The sequence below is a fragment of the Curtobacterium sp. VKM Ac-2865 genome, from assembly GCF_015350905.1.
Taxonomy (GTDB): Bacteria; Actinomycetota; Actinomycetes; order Actinomycetales; family Microbacteriaceae; genus Curtobacterium.
In genome coordinates this window covers 989072-1004220 of record NZ_JADKRZ010000001.1, presented here as the reverse complement: position 1 = coordinate 1004220, position 15149 = coordinate 989072, and the positions used below count along the sequence as shown (strand labels likewise).

Annotated in this window: 17 protein-coding genes; 6 read left to right on the top strand and 11 right to left on the bottom strand. The window is 71.5% G+C overall.

Features of this window, described 5'->3' with window-relative positions:
- The first annotated feature begins 1 nt into the window (after position 1).
- Positions 2-553 (top strand): cysteine hydrolase family protein, encoded by a 552-nt coding sequence (locus tag ITJ54_RS04765; protein ID WP_194626107.1) that lies wholly within the window; start codon positions 2-4, stop codon positions 551-553.
- Here the strand turns inward: ITJ54_RS04765 and ITJ54_RS04760 are convergent.
- A complete protein-coding gene (locus tag ITJ54_RS04760; RefSeq protein ID WP_194626106.1) occupies positions 542-976 on the bottom strand; it encodes a type II toxin-antitoxin system VapC family toxin in 435 nt (144 codons plus the stop codon). The genes ITJ54_RS04765 and ITJ54_RS04760 overlap by 12 nt on opposite strands.
- A 262-nt stretch (positions 977-1238) precedes the next feature.
- Positions 1239-4640 (bottom strand): SNF2-related protein, encoded by a 3402-nt coding sequence (locus ITJ54_RS04755; protein WP_194626105.1) that lies wholly within the window; start codon positions 4638-4640, stop codon positions 1239-1241.
- Positions 4641-4730: 90 nt separating this feature from the next.
- Here ITJ54_RS04755 and ITJ54_RS04750 point away from each other — a divergent pair, with 90 nt between their 5' ends.
- Positions 4731-5171, top strand: a complete 441-nt coding sequence (locus ITJ54_RS04750) for a BLUF domain-containing protein (RefSeq protein WP_228508221.1) — start codon at positions 4731-4733, stop codon at positions 5169-5171.
- A 46-nt stretch (positions 5172-5217) separates the two neighbouring features.
- Here ITJ54_RS04750 and ITJ54_RS04745 read toward each other — a convergent pair whose 3' ends face one another.
- Both ITJ54_RS04745 and ITJ54_RS04740 read right to left on the bottom strand, forming a co-directional pair.
- Positions 5218-6627, bottom strand: coding sequence for an amino acid permease (locus tag ITJ54_RS04745; protein WP_323741594.1), 1410 nt, complete (start codon positions 6625-6627; stop codon positions 5218-5220).
- Positions 6628-6713: 86 nt separating this feature from the next.
- The gene (locus ITJ54_RS04740) at positions 6714-7046 is read right to left on the bottom strand and encodes a hypothetical protein (RefSeq protein WP_194626104.1); all 333 of its coding nucleotides are present in this window, start codon (positions 7044-7046) and stop codon (positions 6714-6716) included.
- Positions 7047-7322: 276 nt separating this feature from the next.
- Between ITJ54_RS04740 and ITJ54_RS04735 the strand changes: the two genes are divergently transcribed.
- Positions 7323-7643, top strand: a complete 321-nt coding sequence (locus ITJ54_RS04735; RefSeq protein WP_194626103.1) for a hypothetical protein — start codon at positions 7323-7325, stop codon at positions 7641-7643.
- 106 nt (positions 7644-7749) lie between these two features.
- On the top strand, positions 7750-8187 hold the full coding sequence (locus ITJ54_RS04730) for a hypothetical protein (protein WP_194626102.1): 438 nt from the start codon (positions 7750-7752) through the stop codon (positions 8185-8187).
- A gap of 21 nt (positions 8188-8208) precedes the next feature.
- Here ITJ54_RS04730 and ITJ54_RS04725 read toward each other — a convergent pair whose 3' ends face one another.
- Positions 8209-8829 (bottom strand): hypothetical protein, encoded by a 621-nt coding sequence (locus ITJ54_RS04725; protein ID WP_194626101.1) that lies wholly within the window; start codon positions 8827-8829, stop codon positions 8209-8211.
- 116 nt (positions 8830-8945) lie between these two features.
- A complete protein-coding gene (locus tag ITJ54_RS04720; protein WP_194626100.1) occupies positions 8946-10394 on the bottom strand; it encodes an APC family permease in 1449 nt (482 codons plus the stop codon).
- Between the two features lie 124 nt (positions 10395-10518).
- On the opposite strand from ITJ54_RS04720, the gene ITJ54_RS04715 reads away from it, so the two are divergent.
- Complete coding sequence (locus ITJ54_RS04715; RefSeq protein WP_194626099.1) at positions 10519-10947, top strand: DUF6892 domain-containing protein; 429 nt, start codon at positions 10519-10521, stop codon at positions 10945-10947.
- Between the two features lie 54 nt (positions 10948-11001).
- On the opposite strand, the gene ITJ54_RS04710 is transcribed toward ITJ54_RS04715, so the two are convergent.
- From ITJ54_RS04710 to ITJ54_RS04700, 3 genes are read right to left on the bottom strand one after another with little or no spacing between them, the layout of a single operon-like run.
- Positions 11002-11595 (bottom strand): uracil-DNA glycosylase, encoded by a 594-nt coding sequence (locus ITJ54_RS04710; protein WP_194626098.1) that lies wholly within the window; start codon positions 11593-11595, stop codon positions 11002-11004.
- Complete coding sequence (locus tag ITJ54_RS04705; RefSeq protein WP_194626097.1) at positions 11592-12797, bottom strand: glycosyltransferase; 1206 nt, start codon at positions 12795-12797, stop codon at positions 11592-11594. Before ITJ54_RS04705 ends, ITJ54_RS04710 begins: the two co-directional genes overlap by 4 nt.
- A gap of 9 nt (positions 12798-12806) precedes the next feature.
- Positions 12807-13643, bottom strand: coding sequence for a DUF429 domain-containing protein (locus ITJ54_RS04700; RefSeq protein ID WP_194626096.1), 837 nt, complete (start codon positions 13641-13643; stop codon positions 12807-12809).
- Between the two features lie 64 nt (positions 13644-13707).
- On the opposite strand from ITJ54_RS04700, the gene ligD reads away from it, so the two are divergent.
- Entirely contained in the window at positions 13708-14727 is a 1020-nt protein-coding gene (ligD, locus tag ITJ54_RS04695; RefSeq protein ID WP_194626095.1) for a non-homologous end-joining DNA ligase, read from the top strand.
- Between the two features lie 19 nt (positions 14728-14746).
- On the opposite strand, the gene ITJ54_RS04690 is transcribed toward ligD, so the two are convergent.
- On the bottom strand, positions 14747-14887 hold the full coding sequence (locus tag ITJ54_RS04690; protein ID WP_194626094.1) for a hypothetical protein: 141 nt from the start codon (positions 14885-14887) through the stop codon (positions 14747-14749).
- The gene (locus ITJ54_RS04685; protein WP_175481348.1) at positions 14884-15045 is read right to left on the bottom strand and encodes a hypothetical protein; all 162 of its coding nucleotides are present in this window, start codon (positions 15043-15045) and stop codon (positions 14884-14886) included. The genes ITJ54_RS04690 and ITJ54_RS04685 overlap by 4 nt, the downstream gene beginning before the upstream one ends.
- Between the last annotated feature and the right edge of the window lie 104 nt (positions 15046-15149).

Genomic DNA, 15149 nt, shown 5'->3' with positions numbered 1-15149 from the left:
CATGTCCGGCAGCGCCCTGCTGGTGATGGACTACCAGAACAGCATCGTCGACCGTCTCGGCAGCGAGGAGTCCCTCGCTGCCGCGACGGCCGCGGTGTCGGCCGCGCGCGAGCGCCGGATCCCGGTGGTGTTCGTGCGGGTGGCGTTCCGCCCGGGTGCTCCCGAGGTCGCGGCGTCCAACCGGATGTTCGGCGGCATGCGGGAGCGCATGGGCTCGATGGCGCCCGGCGCCTCGGACGTCCACGCTGCGTTCGGCGTGGGCGACGACGACCTCGTCGTGACGAAGCTCCGCGTGAGCGCCTTCGTCGGGTCTGACCTCGAGGTGCTGCTCCGCGGGCTCGAGGTCCGCGACCTCGTGCTCGCCGGCATCGCCACGAGCGGTGTCGTGCTCTCGACGCTGCGGCAGGCGGCGGACCTCGACTTCGGGCTGACGGTGCTGTCGGACGCGTGCGCGGACGGCGACCCCGAGGTGCACCGCGTGCTGCTGGAGAAGGTGTTCCCGCGGCAGGCCGACGTCGTCACCACCGCGGAGTGGAGTGCCTCACTCGGCTGAGCACCACGGTGGTGACCAGTCCGGCGACTCTTCCGGCGCATCCGTGATCACTGTGACGTCGAGGCGTTTCGCTGCCGACGCCAAGCGTTTGTCGAAGGTGGCCAGAGCGTCGGCGCTCGAGACCGCTGTGTGCAACACCGTGGCATCGGGCGCGCGGAGGCCCAGTTCCGCGCGGAGCGCTGCGACGCCGGCGGCGTCATCCGAGGTGATGGGCAGCACACGCACGCCGAGGGCGGCCAGCAGCGCCGTCACTCCCTCCGTCCGACCACGTCGGTGCGGTCGGACGAGAAGCTCGGAGAGTGCAACGGCGTTCGTTGCGAACTCGTCCCACTCGTGCTCGTCGATCAGGTCGACGGCGCGCTGATGGCTCGCGTCTCCGGTGTCCGACCACGCGATCAGGACGCTCGCGTCGAGGGTGATCACTAGTCGGCGGAGCGCAGGTCTTCGAGGTAGTTCGGCGGGTACATGCCCGAGAAGATCCCGGTGCCGCCGAGCAGCGGCACGTCCGTGCCGTTGGGCAGCCTCAGGACTGATGACATTCCGGTCGCGGATCGCACCACGTGGGCGCGGTCAGGTTCGAGGACAGAGCGAGTGGTCGGCGGCGCATCGAGAAGGAGCATGCACCGACGCTAGGCCGAGCCGGCCCGCCGCCGCCAACCCTCGGGATGTTGCATCTCGCCGCTCGTCAGTCGAACAGGGAGCGCACGTCCTCGGCGGTCAGGTCGTCCGCGAACAGGGCGTCGTCGTCGATCATCGTGGCGAACAGCTTCGCCTTGCGGGCCGCGAGCGCCAGGACCTTCTCCTCGATGGTGTCCTCGGCGATGAGCCGGTTGACGTTCACGGAACGGGTCTGCCCGATGCGGTGGGTCCGGTCGACGGCCTGCGACTCCGCAGCGGGGTTCCACCACGGGTCGAGCACGAACACGGTGTCGGCCTCGGTCAGGGTGAGCCCGAACCCGCCGGCCTTGAGCGAGATGAGGAACGCCGGCGCGGTACCCGTCCGGAAGCGGTCGATGACCTTGGTGCGCTGCCTGGTCGACCCGTCGAGGTAGTCGTACCCGATGCCACGCGCGTCGAGGGCCGTGGCGACGAGGCGCAGGAACGACGTGAACTGACTGAACACGAGCGCACGACGACCCTCGGCCGCGAGCTGTTCGAGCTCGTCGAGCAGCAGGTCGAGCTTCGCCGAGGGGATCGACGTGTCGCCGTCCGCGACGAGCGCGGGGGAGAGCGCGAGCATCCGCAGCAGCGTCAGCGAGCGGAACACGATCATCCGGTTGCGGTCGAGGTCGTCGATGAGGTCGAGCACCTTGAGGCGCTCCCGGTTCAGCGTCCGCTCGTAGACCTCGCGGTGCGCGGGGTCGAGCGTCACCCGCACGACCTGCTCCTGCTTGGGCGGCAGGTCGGACGCCACGCTCTCCTTCGTCCGCCGCAGCATGAGCGGCCGGATCCGTCGACGGAGTCGGGCGGTGAGCTCGGAGCGGGCGTCTCCGCGGAGGTCGGGCGACGCCAGCGGCTTCACGTAGTCGTCGCCGAACTTCGTCGACGACGACAGCAGCCCGGGCGCGACGATGGAGAACAGCGCCCAGAGGTCGGTGAGGCCGTTCTCGAGCGGCGTCCCGGTGATCGCGATCTTCACGGGTGCCTGCAGCTCGGCGGCCACCCGGTGCGTCTGCGACTGCGGGTTCTTCACGAACTGGGCCTCGTCGAGGAGCAACGCCGACCAGCGCTGCTCCGTGTACGCCGCGGCGTCGAGCCGGAGCAGCGCGTAGGAGGTCACGACGACGTCGGCGTCCGCTGCGGCGTCTGCGACGAGCGAGGGGTGCTTCAGCGAGGTCGTCTCGATCGTCGTGACCCGGAGCGACGGGACGAACCGGGCAGCTTCGAGCGCCCAGTTGCCCACGACCGAGGTCGGTGCGACGACGAGGAAGGGCGGGTCGTCCGGGTGCGACGCACGCCGGTCGGCGATCATCGCGAGCGCCTGCAGGGTCTTGCCGAGCCCCATGTCGTCGGCCAGCACCCCACCGACCCCGTGCGCCACCAGGAACGACAGCCAGGCGTACCCGGACCGCTGGTACGGCCGCAGGTCCGCGTGCACGGTCGACGGCACCGCGAGGTCGGTCTCCGGGGCGGCGTCGAGCAACCGCGAGGCGATGTCCTGCCAGCGTGCGTCGTGGTCGGTCTCGTCGGCGAGCTGGTCGAACTCCGACCACAGCCCGGCCTGCAGCGGCGTGACCGTCATCGTCTGCGACGGCTCCCACTCGTCCTGATCGCGGGCTTCCTCGATGAGCTCCTTGAGCCGGTCGAAGGCGGGGTCCGCGAGCGACAGGTACGAGTTGTCGATCAGCTTCATCCGCCGGTCCCGCTTGGCGAGCGCCCGGAGCAGCGGGGTGAACGGGATCTGCTTGCCGTTGACGCTGACGAAGATGCCGAGGTCGAACCAGTCGTGCTTGTCCGACGGCATCGTCGTGACGCGGATGTGCGGTCGCCCGGTCAGGCGTTCGTAGTCGAGTCGCTCGCCCTGCACCACGACGCGGACGCCGTGGTCAGCCAGGGACGGCAGCAGTTCGTTCGCCAGCACCGCGACGTCGGCGCCCTCGACGGTGCCGTCCTGGAACCAGTCGAGTCCACCACCGGGTCCGGTCGCGACGTGGTCGCCGTCCGCACCGACGGGAGGCTCGACCTGCGCTGCGTCGTCGGCCGCCGGTCCGACCGTGGCCGGCTCCACGGCGCCCGCACCCGGAGCGTCGGCGTCGGTCGGCGCGGCGTCGTCCGCCGCGAGCACCGCGCGCAGGTCGGGCAGCGGCCCGTGCATCGCGACCGGGTCCTTCCGCCCGTCGACGTGCCAGCGCCACTGCAGGTGTGCGACGTCGTCGGTCCGCGGTGCCCGGGCCGGCTCGAACGTCACGGTGAGCACGAGCTCTGGCGGTGTCCGCTCGGGGAGCTCGATCGACCCGTCGGAGCTCACGAGCCCCAGCGCTCCACGGAGCCGGGGCGACCAGTCGGCCAGGAACTCGTCGACCTCGTCCGTGGGGACGGTGATGCGCGAGCCCTCGACGAGCATGCGGCGCTGGTCCTCGGGCACGGGGTCGGGCGTCGGCGCCAGGTCGACGTGGAACTCGGGCGACTCGCGGAACACGTACACGCCGTGGTCCCCGATGAGCCGTGCGGCACCCTCGGCTGCCGGACGGCCGTCGAGCACGGCGCTCGAGCCGATGACGAGCCCGGCGTCGGACCGTGCGACGTCGAGGAGCACCCGGGCGTCGGCCCCGAGGGCCACCCCGCCCTCGCGCTTCCCGGTGACGAACGCGACCCCGAGGCCGGGGGCCTGGCGCAGCAGTGGCCAGAGCAGCGGGCTCTGGAAGTCGTCGAGGTGGATCCAGTCGCTCTCCCCGGGCAGCCCCGCGAGCTGGCCGGCGCGGTGCAGCGCGGCGAACTGCAGGAACCACCCGTGCTGCTCGGGGGAGAGCCCGAGCCGGTTCATCGAGTAGGGGAGCGTGCCCCAGGTGAGCTGCCCGCGCACCCAGTTGCCGGCGCCGCTCCGGGTGACGGGCCGGACGCCGAGCCGGACTGAGCGCGAGGGGGCCGCGAGCGCCCGCCCGGCGGCTCGTGCCCGCGCGGCCATGCGTGCGGGTACGGCGTCGCGCAGCTCGAACTGCAGGCCGAGCGGGGTGGCGGTGCCGGAGGTGACCAGCTCGTCGGCGTCACCGGCGAGGCGGGCGACCTCGTGCCTCCAGTCCGTGGTGGACGCGACCGGTGCTTCGGACCGGGGGCCGGCGTGGGCGGCGACCGCTCGTGCGTTGATGGTGAGCAGGGCTGCGGCGACGTGCTTGCACTCGCCGCCGATCGGGCACGTGCAGCGGGACCGGACGGGGCGGACGAACTCACCGCGGGCGAGGGTGGTGTCGACGTGGACGTCGTAGGGCTCGTCGGCGGAGCCGGCGACCGTGGCGGTGATCGAGCCGTCCTCGTGCGCCGTGGCGTCCTCGACGAGCCCGCGCCGGACGAGGTCCCGCGCGCGGCCGAAGGTCTGGGGCCCGACGAAGCGGATGACGTCGACGGCGTCGATCATCGGGGCAGCAGGCACACGCACATCGTGCCACGAGCCCCGGACAGGGGCTGTCGCTGGTGCGGCAGACGAGGCAGGCTCAACGGAGGTCCGTCAGGGAGGAGCACCATGCTGCAGTCACTGGTCTACATGAGCTCGGCCGTCGAGCAGTTCGACGACGACGAGCTCGAGGCCGTGCTCGCGTACTCGCGTGAGCGGAACACCGCCGACGGCCTGTCCGGCATGCTCGTGCACCGCGCCGGCCGCTTCATGCAGCTGCTCGAGGGGCCCTACGACGCCGTGATGGCGACGTACTCCCGCATCCTCGCGGACGAGCGCCACGGTGACGTCTCGCTGCTCGTCGAGGAGTCCATCCACACCCGGCGCTTCCCCGAGTGGTCCATGGCCTTCGACCGCTCCGAGGAGAACGGCACCCCGGACGGCTTCAGCGGCTTCCTGGCGCAGGGCGACCAGAGCGCCGACCACAGCCGTCCCCGCGAGCTGCTGCGCTGGTTCCGCAACCACCCGCTCGCCGACCCGACGGCGTCGGAGGGCAAGCACCGGCGCTGAGTGTCGGGCCGTGTCGGCCAGCGTGCTGTGCCTGCGGCGCTGAGCGTCAGGCCTTCTCGGCCAGCTTGCTGTGCTTCCGCGAGTACCCGAAGTACACGCCCAGCCCGATCGCGAACCACACCGCGAACCGCACCCACGTCTCCCACTGCAGGAACGTGACGAGCCACAGCGACGCGATCACGCCGATGACCGGCACGATCGGCATCAGGGGGAGCTTGAACTGCCGCGGCAGGTCCGGCTGGGTGTAGCGGAGCACGACGACGGCCGTGCAGACCACGACGAAGGCCAGCAGGATGCCGATGTTCGTCAGCTCGGCGACGACCCCGATCGGCAGCACGCCTGCCAGGACCGCTGCCGCGATGCCGAGGATCCACGTGACACGGGTCGGCACGTGTCGCTTCGGGTCGGTCTTCGCGAACCACGCGGGCATCAGGCCGTCGCGGCTCATCGAGAACCACACCCGCGAGGCGCCGAGCATGAACGTCACGAGCACCGTGACGATGCCGACGATCGCCCCGATCGCGATGACGTTCGCCACCCCGCCGAGCCCGACCGACGCGAACGCCGATGAGAACCCCGACGCCGGGTCGATCTCGGTGTACTTCTGCATGCCGGTCAGCACGATGGTGGCGAGGACGTACAGCACCATCGAGATGCCGAGGGACAGCAGGATCGCCTTCGGCATGTGCTTCCGGGCGTCGACGGACTCCTCGGCGGCGGTGGACATCGCGTCGTAGCCGAACACGGCGAAGAACACCGTCGCGGCACCGGTCATCACGCCGCCGAAGCCGAACGGGAAGTACGGGTCGTAGTTGGCGCTGTCGATGTGGAACACCCCGAGCACGACGATGAGGACGACGAGCGCGACCTTGATGCCGACGGCGACGAACTCGAACCGTGCGGCGCTCCGGATGCCCCGGGTGAGCACGAACGCGGTCAGCAGGCAGAGCAGGATCGCGAAGACGTCGACCACGTGCCCGTCGCCGGTGCCTGGCGCGCCGAGCATCCACGCGGGCAGGTCGACGCCGAACTGGCCGACCAGGAACCCGACGTAGCCCGAGATGCCGATCGCGACCACCGCCACGATCGCGGTGTACTCGAGCAGCAGGTCCCAGCCGATGAACCAGCCGACGATCTCGCCGAGCACCGCGTACCCGTACGTGTAGGCGCTGCCGGCCTTCGGGATCATCCCCGCGAACTCCGCGTACGACAGCGCTGCGGCAGCGCTCGCGACCCCGGCGACCAGGAACGAGATGAGCACGGCCGGACCCGCGACGCCGTGGGCGACCGTGCCGGCGAGGGTGAAGATGCCCGCGCCGATGATCCCGCCGATGCCGATCGCGGTGAGCTGCCACAGCCCGAGGTGCCGCTGCAGGCCGCCCTCGCCCCCGGTGTCGTCGTCGATCTCCTCGATCGGCTTGCGACGGAACAGGGTGGGGTGCGGCGTCGTTGTCACCCGGCCAGGATGCACCTTCGGCGGGGTCCGTGCTCGGTCCTGCTCGTCTTCGGTGTGCCCGCGCTCCTGCGCGCCGTCCTGCGCGCTCAGTGCGTCGCGTACGGAGACCAGAACGGCCGCGGCAGCGCTCCGCCGGAGACGATCTCGAGCACCTGGTACAGCAGCATCGCGAGCCCCACGCCGGCGATGACGACGGCCACCCACGACCATGCCCGCGGCGCTCGCCGACGTCCCGAGATGCTGATCGCCCGCCAGGCGCTGGCCAGGGCGGCGAGGCCGAACACCGCCCCGAGGACACAGTGCCGGACGATCGACTCGGCGGGCACCAGACACCCGAGCACGAGCGCGATCACCGCGAGGACGACGGCGGCGAATGCCGGGGCTGCGGGGGGTTCGTGGTCTCGGGTCCGAGCGGCCATGTCCTGACCATACCGACGTGGCCAGCTGTCCGGGAGACGCCGGTTGCGGGGGCACGGGCTGACCGGCTCCGGACCCGGCGGGCATGCTGGGGGCATGCGTTCGTCCGTCCGTGTCCTGCCGCTCCGCGACGTGCCGTCCCGGCACCGCTCCGGCGCGCAGCGACCGTCCGGCGGGAGCCGCTGATGGCCACGCGGCTGTCCGCTCCGGACGCGGCCGGGTCGACGACCGGACGGGAGGCTCACCAGCCCCTGGTCGGCAGGCGTCGCGTCGCCGACATGGTCGCCACGATCACCGTGCTCACCGTCGCGACGGCGGCTGGGCTGGTCGTCGCGTGGGGGATCGTGTTCCTGTCGCTCGGGTTCCACTCGTGCTCCGCTCCGGGGAACCGGTGCGACGAGACCCTCGGCGGGGTCGTCGTCTACGCGGGCCCGGTGGTCGTCGCCCTCGTCGTCGTGCTGGCCGTCGTCGTCAGCGTCCTGCGACTCGTGCGGCGCCGCGTGGCGTGGCCGGTCGCCGTGATCGGGCTCGTGGCCGTCGTGGCCGTGTTCTTCGCGGCGCTGTTGCTCGTGGACAGCGCGGTGACGCTGGGGATCTAGGACTCCACTGCGGAGCCGTTCCCCCACAGGGCCGGTCGTTCCGTGGGTTGTCCACAGTTCCCGTCGTCGGCGTGCTCGGGCCGCCGGGGTCCGCGAGCGTGGAGGCATGCCAGACACCGACGTGCTCGACCGACTCGAGCGAACCGCAGTCCGTACCGACGACGACGTGGTGGACCTCGTCGTCGCACTCCTCGAACGCCCCGTCCGCCGACAGTGCTGGGTGCTGTTCCTCGGCGCCGACGCCGTGCCCATCCGCCTCGTGATCCCGATCGCCGACCTGCCGTACCAACCCGACGAGCACGTCGAGGACTTCGGCGCCCTGGTGGCCGACCTCGTCGAGCAGGTGGATGCGAAGGAGGTGGTGCTGGCGTGGGAGCGCCCGACCACCACGGAGCTCTCCGCGGTCGACTGGGAGTGGGTCGACGCCATGGTGTGCGTCTTCGCCGAGCACCGCGTGCACCTGCGCGGGCAGGTCGTGGTGCACGACGGGGGAGCGTCGATGGTCGAGCTCGACGACGACGAGGTGACCGGGGCCGCGGCGTGAGCGGGGCCTGGTCCGTGGGCGTCAGCCCTGCGGGGCGGTGTCCGGCACGGTCTCGCCGGTCAGGGTCTCGACGATCGCCTTCGCCGCCGGCCAGGACCGGGCGTAGTGGTCGGGGTCGGCGTTCACCTGCACCGCGTGCGCCATCTGGGTCGGCGTCATCGTCTTCCACCCGGGGACCTTGACGAGCTTCGCGTAGAACATCGACGCGGCCGTGTACGGGTCCATCCGGTCGGCGTACGTGCCCCACGCGCCGTTGTCCCGCTGCTGGAAGAGGCCGCGGCTGTCCGGCCCGACCGTGTCCCCGTGGTCGAGGTTCTGCAGCCCCGACTCACCGATCGCGGTCATCACCCCGACGGCCTGGGTGTGCGAGCCGATGCCGAGTGCCCGTGCCGCCTGGATCACCGACGCGGCGTTGACCAGACGGTCCTGGCAGTACCCGGCGACCGGGCCCGCGGGCACGACGATCCCGCCGACGGTCTTCGACGCGACCGCCGGACACGTCACGGCCCGTGGCGTGGACGCTGAGCTGCCGATGCCGGAGAGCGAGTTGACCGCGATCACGACGAGCACGACGACACCGATGCCGACCGCGACGATCCCCGCGCCGAACACCGATGCCAGGGTGATGCCGACACGGCGCATGCTCGGGTCCTTCCGTCCGGGTGCCAGGACGAGGGTACGAGGGCGGCCTGGGAACGGCCGCCCTCGACATGCCCCGGTCCGGGGGGGCAGCGCTGCGGACGAGCTACGTCGACGGGTCAGTCGCGGTGCCCGTCTCGGTGCACGACCTTCGTCGGTTCCGTGACCACGCCCGTCGGCGGCTTGCCCGCCTGCTTCCGACCGTGGGTGAACCACGTCACGGCCCACAGCAGGATGCCGAGCCCCAGCAGCCCACCGGCGATCTGGTACTGCTCGATGTCACGTCCGGACGAGAACGGCAGCACGAGCCACAGGCAGGTGACGATCCCGATCGCCGGGATGACGACGCCGGCCTTGAAGTGCCGGTGGTCGACCTTGTCACGGCGCAGCACCAGGACCGAGACGTTGACGACGGCGAAGACCGACAGCAGCAGCAGGGACGTGGTGCCGCCGAGCACGACCACGATCGGGGAGTCCGGGCTGAGGGACACCCACCCGATGAGTGCGAGGGAGATCAGCGTGGTGAAGACGATCGCGGTGGACGGCGTGCGGCGGGCCGGGGACACCTTGGCGAGGAACCCGGGCAGGACGCCCTGCTTGCTCATGCCGTACAGCAGTCGCGACGCCATCATCATGTTGATCAGAGCGGTGTTGGCGACGGCGAACATCGAGATGAACGGCAGCAGGTTGCCGATCGGGAAGTCCGGCGCGGCGGTCTGCACGACGGTGACCAGCGGGGTCTCGTTGCCGGCGAGCTCACCGATCGGCACGACGGCGACGGCGCAGATGGACACGAGCACGTAGATCACGGCGGTGATGCCGAGGCCGGTGAGCATCACCTTCGGGAAGATGCGCGAGGGGTCCTTGGTCTCCTCGGCCATGTTCACCGAGTCCTCGAAGCCGACCATCGCGAAGAACGCCAGCGACGTCGCGGTGGAGATCGACAGCAGCAGGCTCTTGTCCTCGGGCGTCTCGAACATCACCACGCGGGAGAAGTCTGCGTTGCCGCCCGCGATCGCCCAGAACCCGATGAGGATGACCATCACGAGACCGCTCAGCTCGACGAGGGTCAGCACGACGTTCGTCTTGACGCTCTCGCTCACCCCGCGGAAGTTCACGAGCATCACCGCGAGCATGAAGCCCATCGCGATGAGCATCACGACCGTGTTCGGCAGCTCGAGACCGAAGCCGACGCCGAGGTTCGCGGCGAACGCGCGCGACGCCGTCGACGCCGAGGTGATCCCGGAGCACATCACGATGAAGGTGACGATGAACGTGACGAAGTGCACGCCGAACGCCTTGTGCACGTAGAGCGCGGCACCGGCGGTCTGCGGGTACTTCGTCACGAGCTCGAGGTACGAGAACGCCGTGAGCAGGGCGACGGAGAACGCGATGAGGAAGGGGAGCCACGCTGCTCCACCCACCTCCGCGGCGACCTGACCGGTGAGGGCGTAGACGCCCGTGCCGAGGATGTCCCCGATGATGAACAGCAGCAGGAGCTTGGGGCCGATGACCCGTCGGAGCGCTGGCTGCTCCGTGGACGGGCGTTCGGTGTTCGTGGTGGCCATGCACACACTGTTCCCGACGATCGCTTCCCTGTCGAGTCTCACAGAGTTCTCGCCCTCGATCGCAACACGGCCGTGTCCTGCCCGAAACCGGACGACGTGCCGACAGCCCGCTACGATCCGCTGCATGGACGACGAGTCGAACACCACCGAGGAACCCGTCGAGTTCGCGGACTTCAACGCCAAGCTGCTGGTGCTCGACGTGCTCTGCTACGACCTGGGCGTGCTGGAGCCCTACGACGCCGACACCGCTGACGAGACCGACGAGGACGTCGACGTCGAGGGCCAGGACGACCGCGCCCGCGAGTACTACGACGACCTCGACCTGCTGCCGTCGCACCTGTCCCTGGTGACGGAACTGACGGTCGACTCCGCGCTCGAGGTGCTGCAGGACGTGCACCCCGGGTGGGAGGGCACCGACGACCGCTTCGACCCGCAGAACTGGGACGACGTGCTCGACCTTCCCGCACTCCGCACCGTGTACGCAGCGACCCGGCTGCCGGCGCACGTGGCGGACGCCCTCGCCGCGAAGGACGTCGAGGTCCGCTCCGCCTGACCCGGCGCCGACGCCCCCGCCTCGGGAGCAGCGCCAGGGCGAGCCCGGGCACGCCTACGTCCGCGACAGCGCCAGCGCCTGCTCGGTGAACTGCCGCGCCCCGCCCTGCGCCGGGTGCCGTACGGCCACGGCGTCGATGCCCGCGGACGCGAGCGCCCCCTGCGCCTTGCGCCCGACGGCGACCACCCGCCGGACCCCGAGCTCCGCGATGAGGGTGAGCGCGACCGGCGCTCCGGCGCGGACCTCGGCCGGACGCGGCGTCCGGTTCGTCAGACGGTCGCCGGGGACGAACGGGTGGTGCGGGAAGATCGCCCACGCCACGGGGAGCGGTCCCTGCCACGCGGTGAGTGCCGCGTGCACGACTCGGGACGAGGCCTCCCACGGGGCTGTCGGCGCCGGCGGCACGAGGTACTGCGGTCCGAGCTCCCGCATGCTCGTGAACGGCACGCCCGTGTTCGTCATCCCGCGCCACCCGGGTGCCTCCGCGACGAGCAGCGTGTCCGCACCGGGGCCGACGGCGTCGAGGTAGCGCGACAGGTTCTCCCGTCGGAGCAGCCCGTCCGCGGTGCCGACGTCGTACAGCGCCTCGGCGTCAGACGACACGGGCACCGCGTCGAGCGCGTCCCAGAACCCGTCGAGCCGGCTCACTCGGGACGCCCGAGTACCCGCCGGTAGACGTCTTCGAGCCCGCCGGCGGACCGCTCCCAGCTGAGGCGTTCAGCGTGCTCGCGCCCCGCTGCCGACAGCCCGCGGGCGTACTCCGGCTCGGTCAGGATGCGCTCGATCTCGGCGGCCCAGACGCTCGGGTCGCGGGACTCGAGCACGACGCCGGTCTCCCCGTCGAGGACGGCCTCGCGGAGTCCGCCGGCAGCAGCAGCGACGACGGGGACCCCGGACGCCGAGCCCTCGAGCGCGACGAGCCCGTACGTCTCCGAGTGCGACGGCACCAGCACGGCCGATGCCCCACGGAACACCAGGGCGAGGTCGGCGCGCGACTGCGGCCCGATGAAGGTGACCCGGTCGGCGATGCCGTGCGCTGCGGCGAGCTCCTGCAGTTCGGCCATGTGGTCGCCCGCCTCGCTCGAGGAGTCGCCCGCGATGACCAGGGTCGGTCGGGCCTCCTCGGAGATGCCCGCGATCGCCTCGATCGCCAGGTCGAGCCCCTTGAGTGGCTGGACACGCGCGGCCGCCACGACGTAGGGAGCCGTCGGACGGCGCGCACCGACGGCGGCGGGGCGGAAGACGGACCCGTCGACCCCCGGCGGCACGATCCACACGCGGGAGGCCTCGCCGCCCAGCCGGGAGCGGACGGTGTGGGCCTCGGCCTCGCTCACCACGACGACGGCGTCGGAGTCCCGCGCGAGCATCGCCTCGCCGGTCATCCGCCCGGCGGACTCGGCGCGCTCGCCCTCGGACAGCGGAGTCGTGGAGTCGGCAGCGATGGAGTGGAACGACTGCACGTGCGGGATGCGCCGCTCGCGGGCGACGGGCAGGGCGGCGACACCGGAGAACCAGTGGTGCGAGTGCAGGACGTCGAACGGCCCGAGCGCGGCGAGCTCGTGACGGAACGGCTCGATGAAGGCGTCGTGTTCGCCCTTCGGCACGGGTTCAGCCGGTCCCGCGGACAGGAAGCGCAGGCACACGCCGGGCACGAGCGACACGGAGTCCGGCTGCGTCGGCGACGAGCGTCGCGTGATGATCTCGACGTGGTGCCCGCGGTCGGCCAGGGCTTCGGCCTGGTGGCGGACCACGACGTTCATCCCGCCGACCTCGCCGGAGCCCGGTTCGTCGCCGGGGGAGGTGTGCAGCGAGACCAGCCCGATGCGCAGGGGTTCGGTGGTGGCGCTCACCGCTCAAGACTAGCCGCGGGGCCGCCGCTGCGACGCGCGCGCGGGCGTCACGATCGTCGGCATCCGTCCCGCCTCGTCCACCGGGTCGGACGGGAGGCTCGGATCACCTCCCAGCACCTGCACCCGCAGATCGCCGTGCCGCTCCCAGAACGCCGCGGTCCAGGCGCACAGGATGCCGTCGAGCAGGTCCTCCCGGTGCTTGTGCGTCGGACCGTGGATCCCGGACGGCTCGGCGAGCCCGGCGGTCAGGGGGTGCGAGTCGAGGTGCAGGGGCGGTTCGAGCGGCGTCTCGCGGAGGCGTCGCACGAGCTCGTCGAACGCGACGGCGCGACGGGCCCTGGCCGTGGGCGCCGGCAGCGCGGTGTCGAGGCGCTTGTAGCGCGGGCGTTCCTCGTCGTACCCGAGCTTCTCGACCCCGACCAGCGTCGTGTACGGGTAGCACTCGAACACCGCGGGTCCCGTGCGCTCCCGCATGCCGGTCGTGTCCGAGGCGTAGGTGACTCCCAGCGCGGTCAACCGGTCGAGGAGCTGCGCGCCGGCACTCGCCGCCGAGGCCAGGTTCGTCGGGTTCGCCGCGACCTTCCACCGGCCGTAGCGCTGCCCGACCTGCCGTTCGGCCTCGCGGATGCCGGTGGGGTTCGTCACGACGAGCGATGCGTCGACCGCGATGAGCGTGCGGGGACCGAGGTGTGCCGCGACCCAGGCGGTCACGTCGTCCACACCGCGGGCCCACCCGGCGTCGAGGACCCGGCCGGTGTCGTCGAGCGCGGCCAGCCCGGTCTCGTTCGGGCGGCGCGTCGCCGTGCCGAGCCCCCAGGCCAGGTCGACCCCGATGTACGCGCTCACCCGCCCATCCTGCCGTGCCCGCTCGCGTGTGGACGCACACAGGGCGCCGAGTAGGTTCCCCAGCATGGCGAGCGAAGCGACGACGCTGACCGTACCCGGGCCCGACGGCGACCGGGAGGTCCGGATCAGCAGTCCGTCCCGGGTGCTCTGGCCGGACGCCGGCATCACGAAGCTCGACCTGGCGCAGTACCTCGTGACCGTCGGTGACGCCTTCGTCCGCGCGAACGGTGACCGGCCCCTGTCGCTGCAGCGGTTCCCCGGCGGCGTGGACGGCGAGCAGTTCTTCTCGAAGAACCCGCCGAAGGGTGCGCCCGACTACGTCCGCTCCGTGACGGTGACGTACCCGAGTGGTCGGAAGCACCCGCAATTGGTGCTCGACGAGCCGGCGGTGGCGGTGTGGGCAGCGCAGATGAACACCGTCGTGTTCCACCCGTGGGCCTCGACGGCGTCGGACAGCGACCACCCGGACCAGCTCCGCATCGACCTCGACCCGCAGCCGGGCACGGACTTCCACGACGCGGTGCCGGCGGCCGAGGAGCTCCGGAACGTCCTGGCCGAGGTCGGGCTCACCGCGTGGATCAAGACGAGCGGCAACCGCGGGCTGCACGTCTTCGCCCCGATCGAGCCCGAGCACGAGTTCCTCGACGTGCGGCACGCGGTGATCGCCGCCGCGCGGGAGCTCGAGCGCCGGATGCCCGACCAGGTCACGACCGCGTGGTGGAAGGAGGAGCGCGGGGAGCGCGTCTTCGTCGACTTCAACCAGGCGAACCGCGACCGGACGATGGCCGGTGCCTACAGCCCGCGTGCCCTGCCGCACGCGTCGGTGTCCGCGCCGCTGCGCTGGGAGGAACTCCGCGACGCCGACCCGACCACGTTCACGATCCTGACTATGCCGGAACGGCTCCGGACCGTCGGCGACCCGTGGGAGGCGATGGGTGGCGAGCCCGCGTCGATCGCACCGCTCCTGGCGTGGTGGGAGCGCGACCTGGAGGACGGGCTCGGTGAGCTGCCGTTCCCGCCGGACTTCCCGAAGATGCCGGGGGAGCCACCGCGCGTGCAGCCGTCCCGCGCCAAGAAGGACTGAGGCGACGAGGCCGCGGGGCTCAGACCCCGGGGACCTCGGGCCGCGCGTCGGCGGAGTCGATGAGCGTCGTGTGCATCGGCAGCACGACGGTGGCGGTGTGCAGGCGGGTGAGCTTGGACCAGGTGCCGCGGTGGGCGTCGGTGATGCCGTCGACGATCATGCGCCGAGGCCGATCGTGACGAGGGCGAGCGCGGTGGCGGTGACGCCGGCGATGCCGCTGATCACCGCGCTGATCTGCAGCGCCCGCTGGTGGCGAGCCTCACGCAGCTCGCTGAACGGGTGGCGCTGCGAGTGGCGGACAAGTGTTGCGCTGCTCATGTCGATCCGCTCCGATCTGCAGGCACTCCCGACGAGTGCCGCTGGAGATGATCATTCCACCCGGTCACTAGTTCGCCTAACTACTTTCGACTATCGGACACCCA

Excerpts from the sequence above, each read along its gene's own strand:
- ITJ54_RS04765 (WP_194626107.1), top strand. The coding sequence starts at position 2 with ATGTCCGGCAGCGCCCTGCTGGTGATGGACTACCAGAACAGCATCGTC.
- ITJ54_RS04750 (WP_228508221.1), top strand. The coding sequence starts at position 4,731 with ATGCTGCAGTCACTGGTCTACATGAGCTCGGCCGTCGAGCAGTTCGAC.
- ITJ54_RS04740 (WP_194626104.1), bottom strand. The coding sequence starts at position 7,046 with ATGGCCGCTCGGACCCGAGACCACGAACCCCCCGCAGCCCCGGCATTC.
- ITJ54_RS04735 (WP_194626103.1), top strand. The coding sequence starts at position 7,323 with ATGGTCGCCACGATCACCGTGCTCACCGTCGCGACGGCGGCTGGGCTG.
- ITJ54_RS04730 (WP_194626102.1), top strand. The coding sequence starts at position 7,750 with ATGCCAGACACCGACGTGCTCGACCGACTCGAGCGAACCGCAGTCCGT.
- ITJ54_RS04725 (WP_194626101.1), bottom strand. The coding sequence starts at position 8,829 with ATGCGCCGTGTCGGCATCACCCTGGCATCGGTGTTCGGCGCGGGGATC.
- ITJ54_RS04720 (WP_194626100.1), bottom strand. The coding sequence starts at position 10,394 with ATGGCCACCACGAACACCGAACGCCCGTCCACGGAGCAGCCAGCGCTC.
- ITJ54_RS04715 (WP_194626099.1), top strand. The coding sequence starts at position 10,519 with ATGGACGACGAGTCGAACACCACCGAGGAACCCGTCGAGTTCGCGGAC.
- ligD (WP_194626095.1), top strand. The coding sequence starts at position 13,708 with ATGGCGAGCGAAGCGACGACGCTGACCGTACCCGGGCCCGACGGCGAC.
- ITJ54_RS04690 (WP_194626094.1), bottom strand. The coding sequence starts at position 14,887 with ATGATCGTCGACGGCATCACCGACGCCCACCGCGGCACCTGGTCCAAG.
- ITJ54_RS04685 (WP_175481348.1), bottom strand. The coding sequence starts at position 15,045 with ATGAGCAGCGCAACACTTGTCCGCCACTCGCAGCGCCACCCGTTCAGC.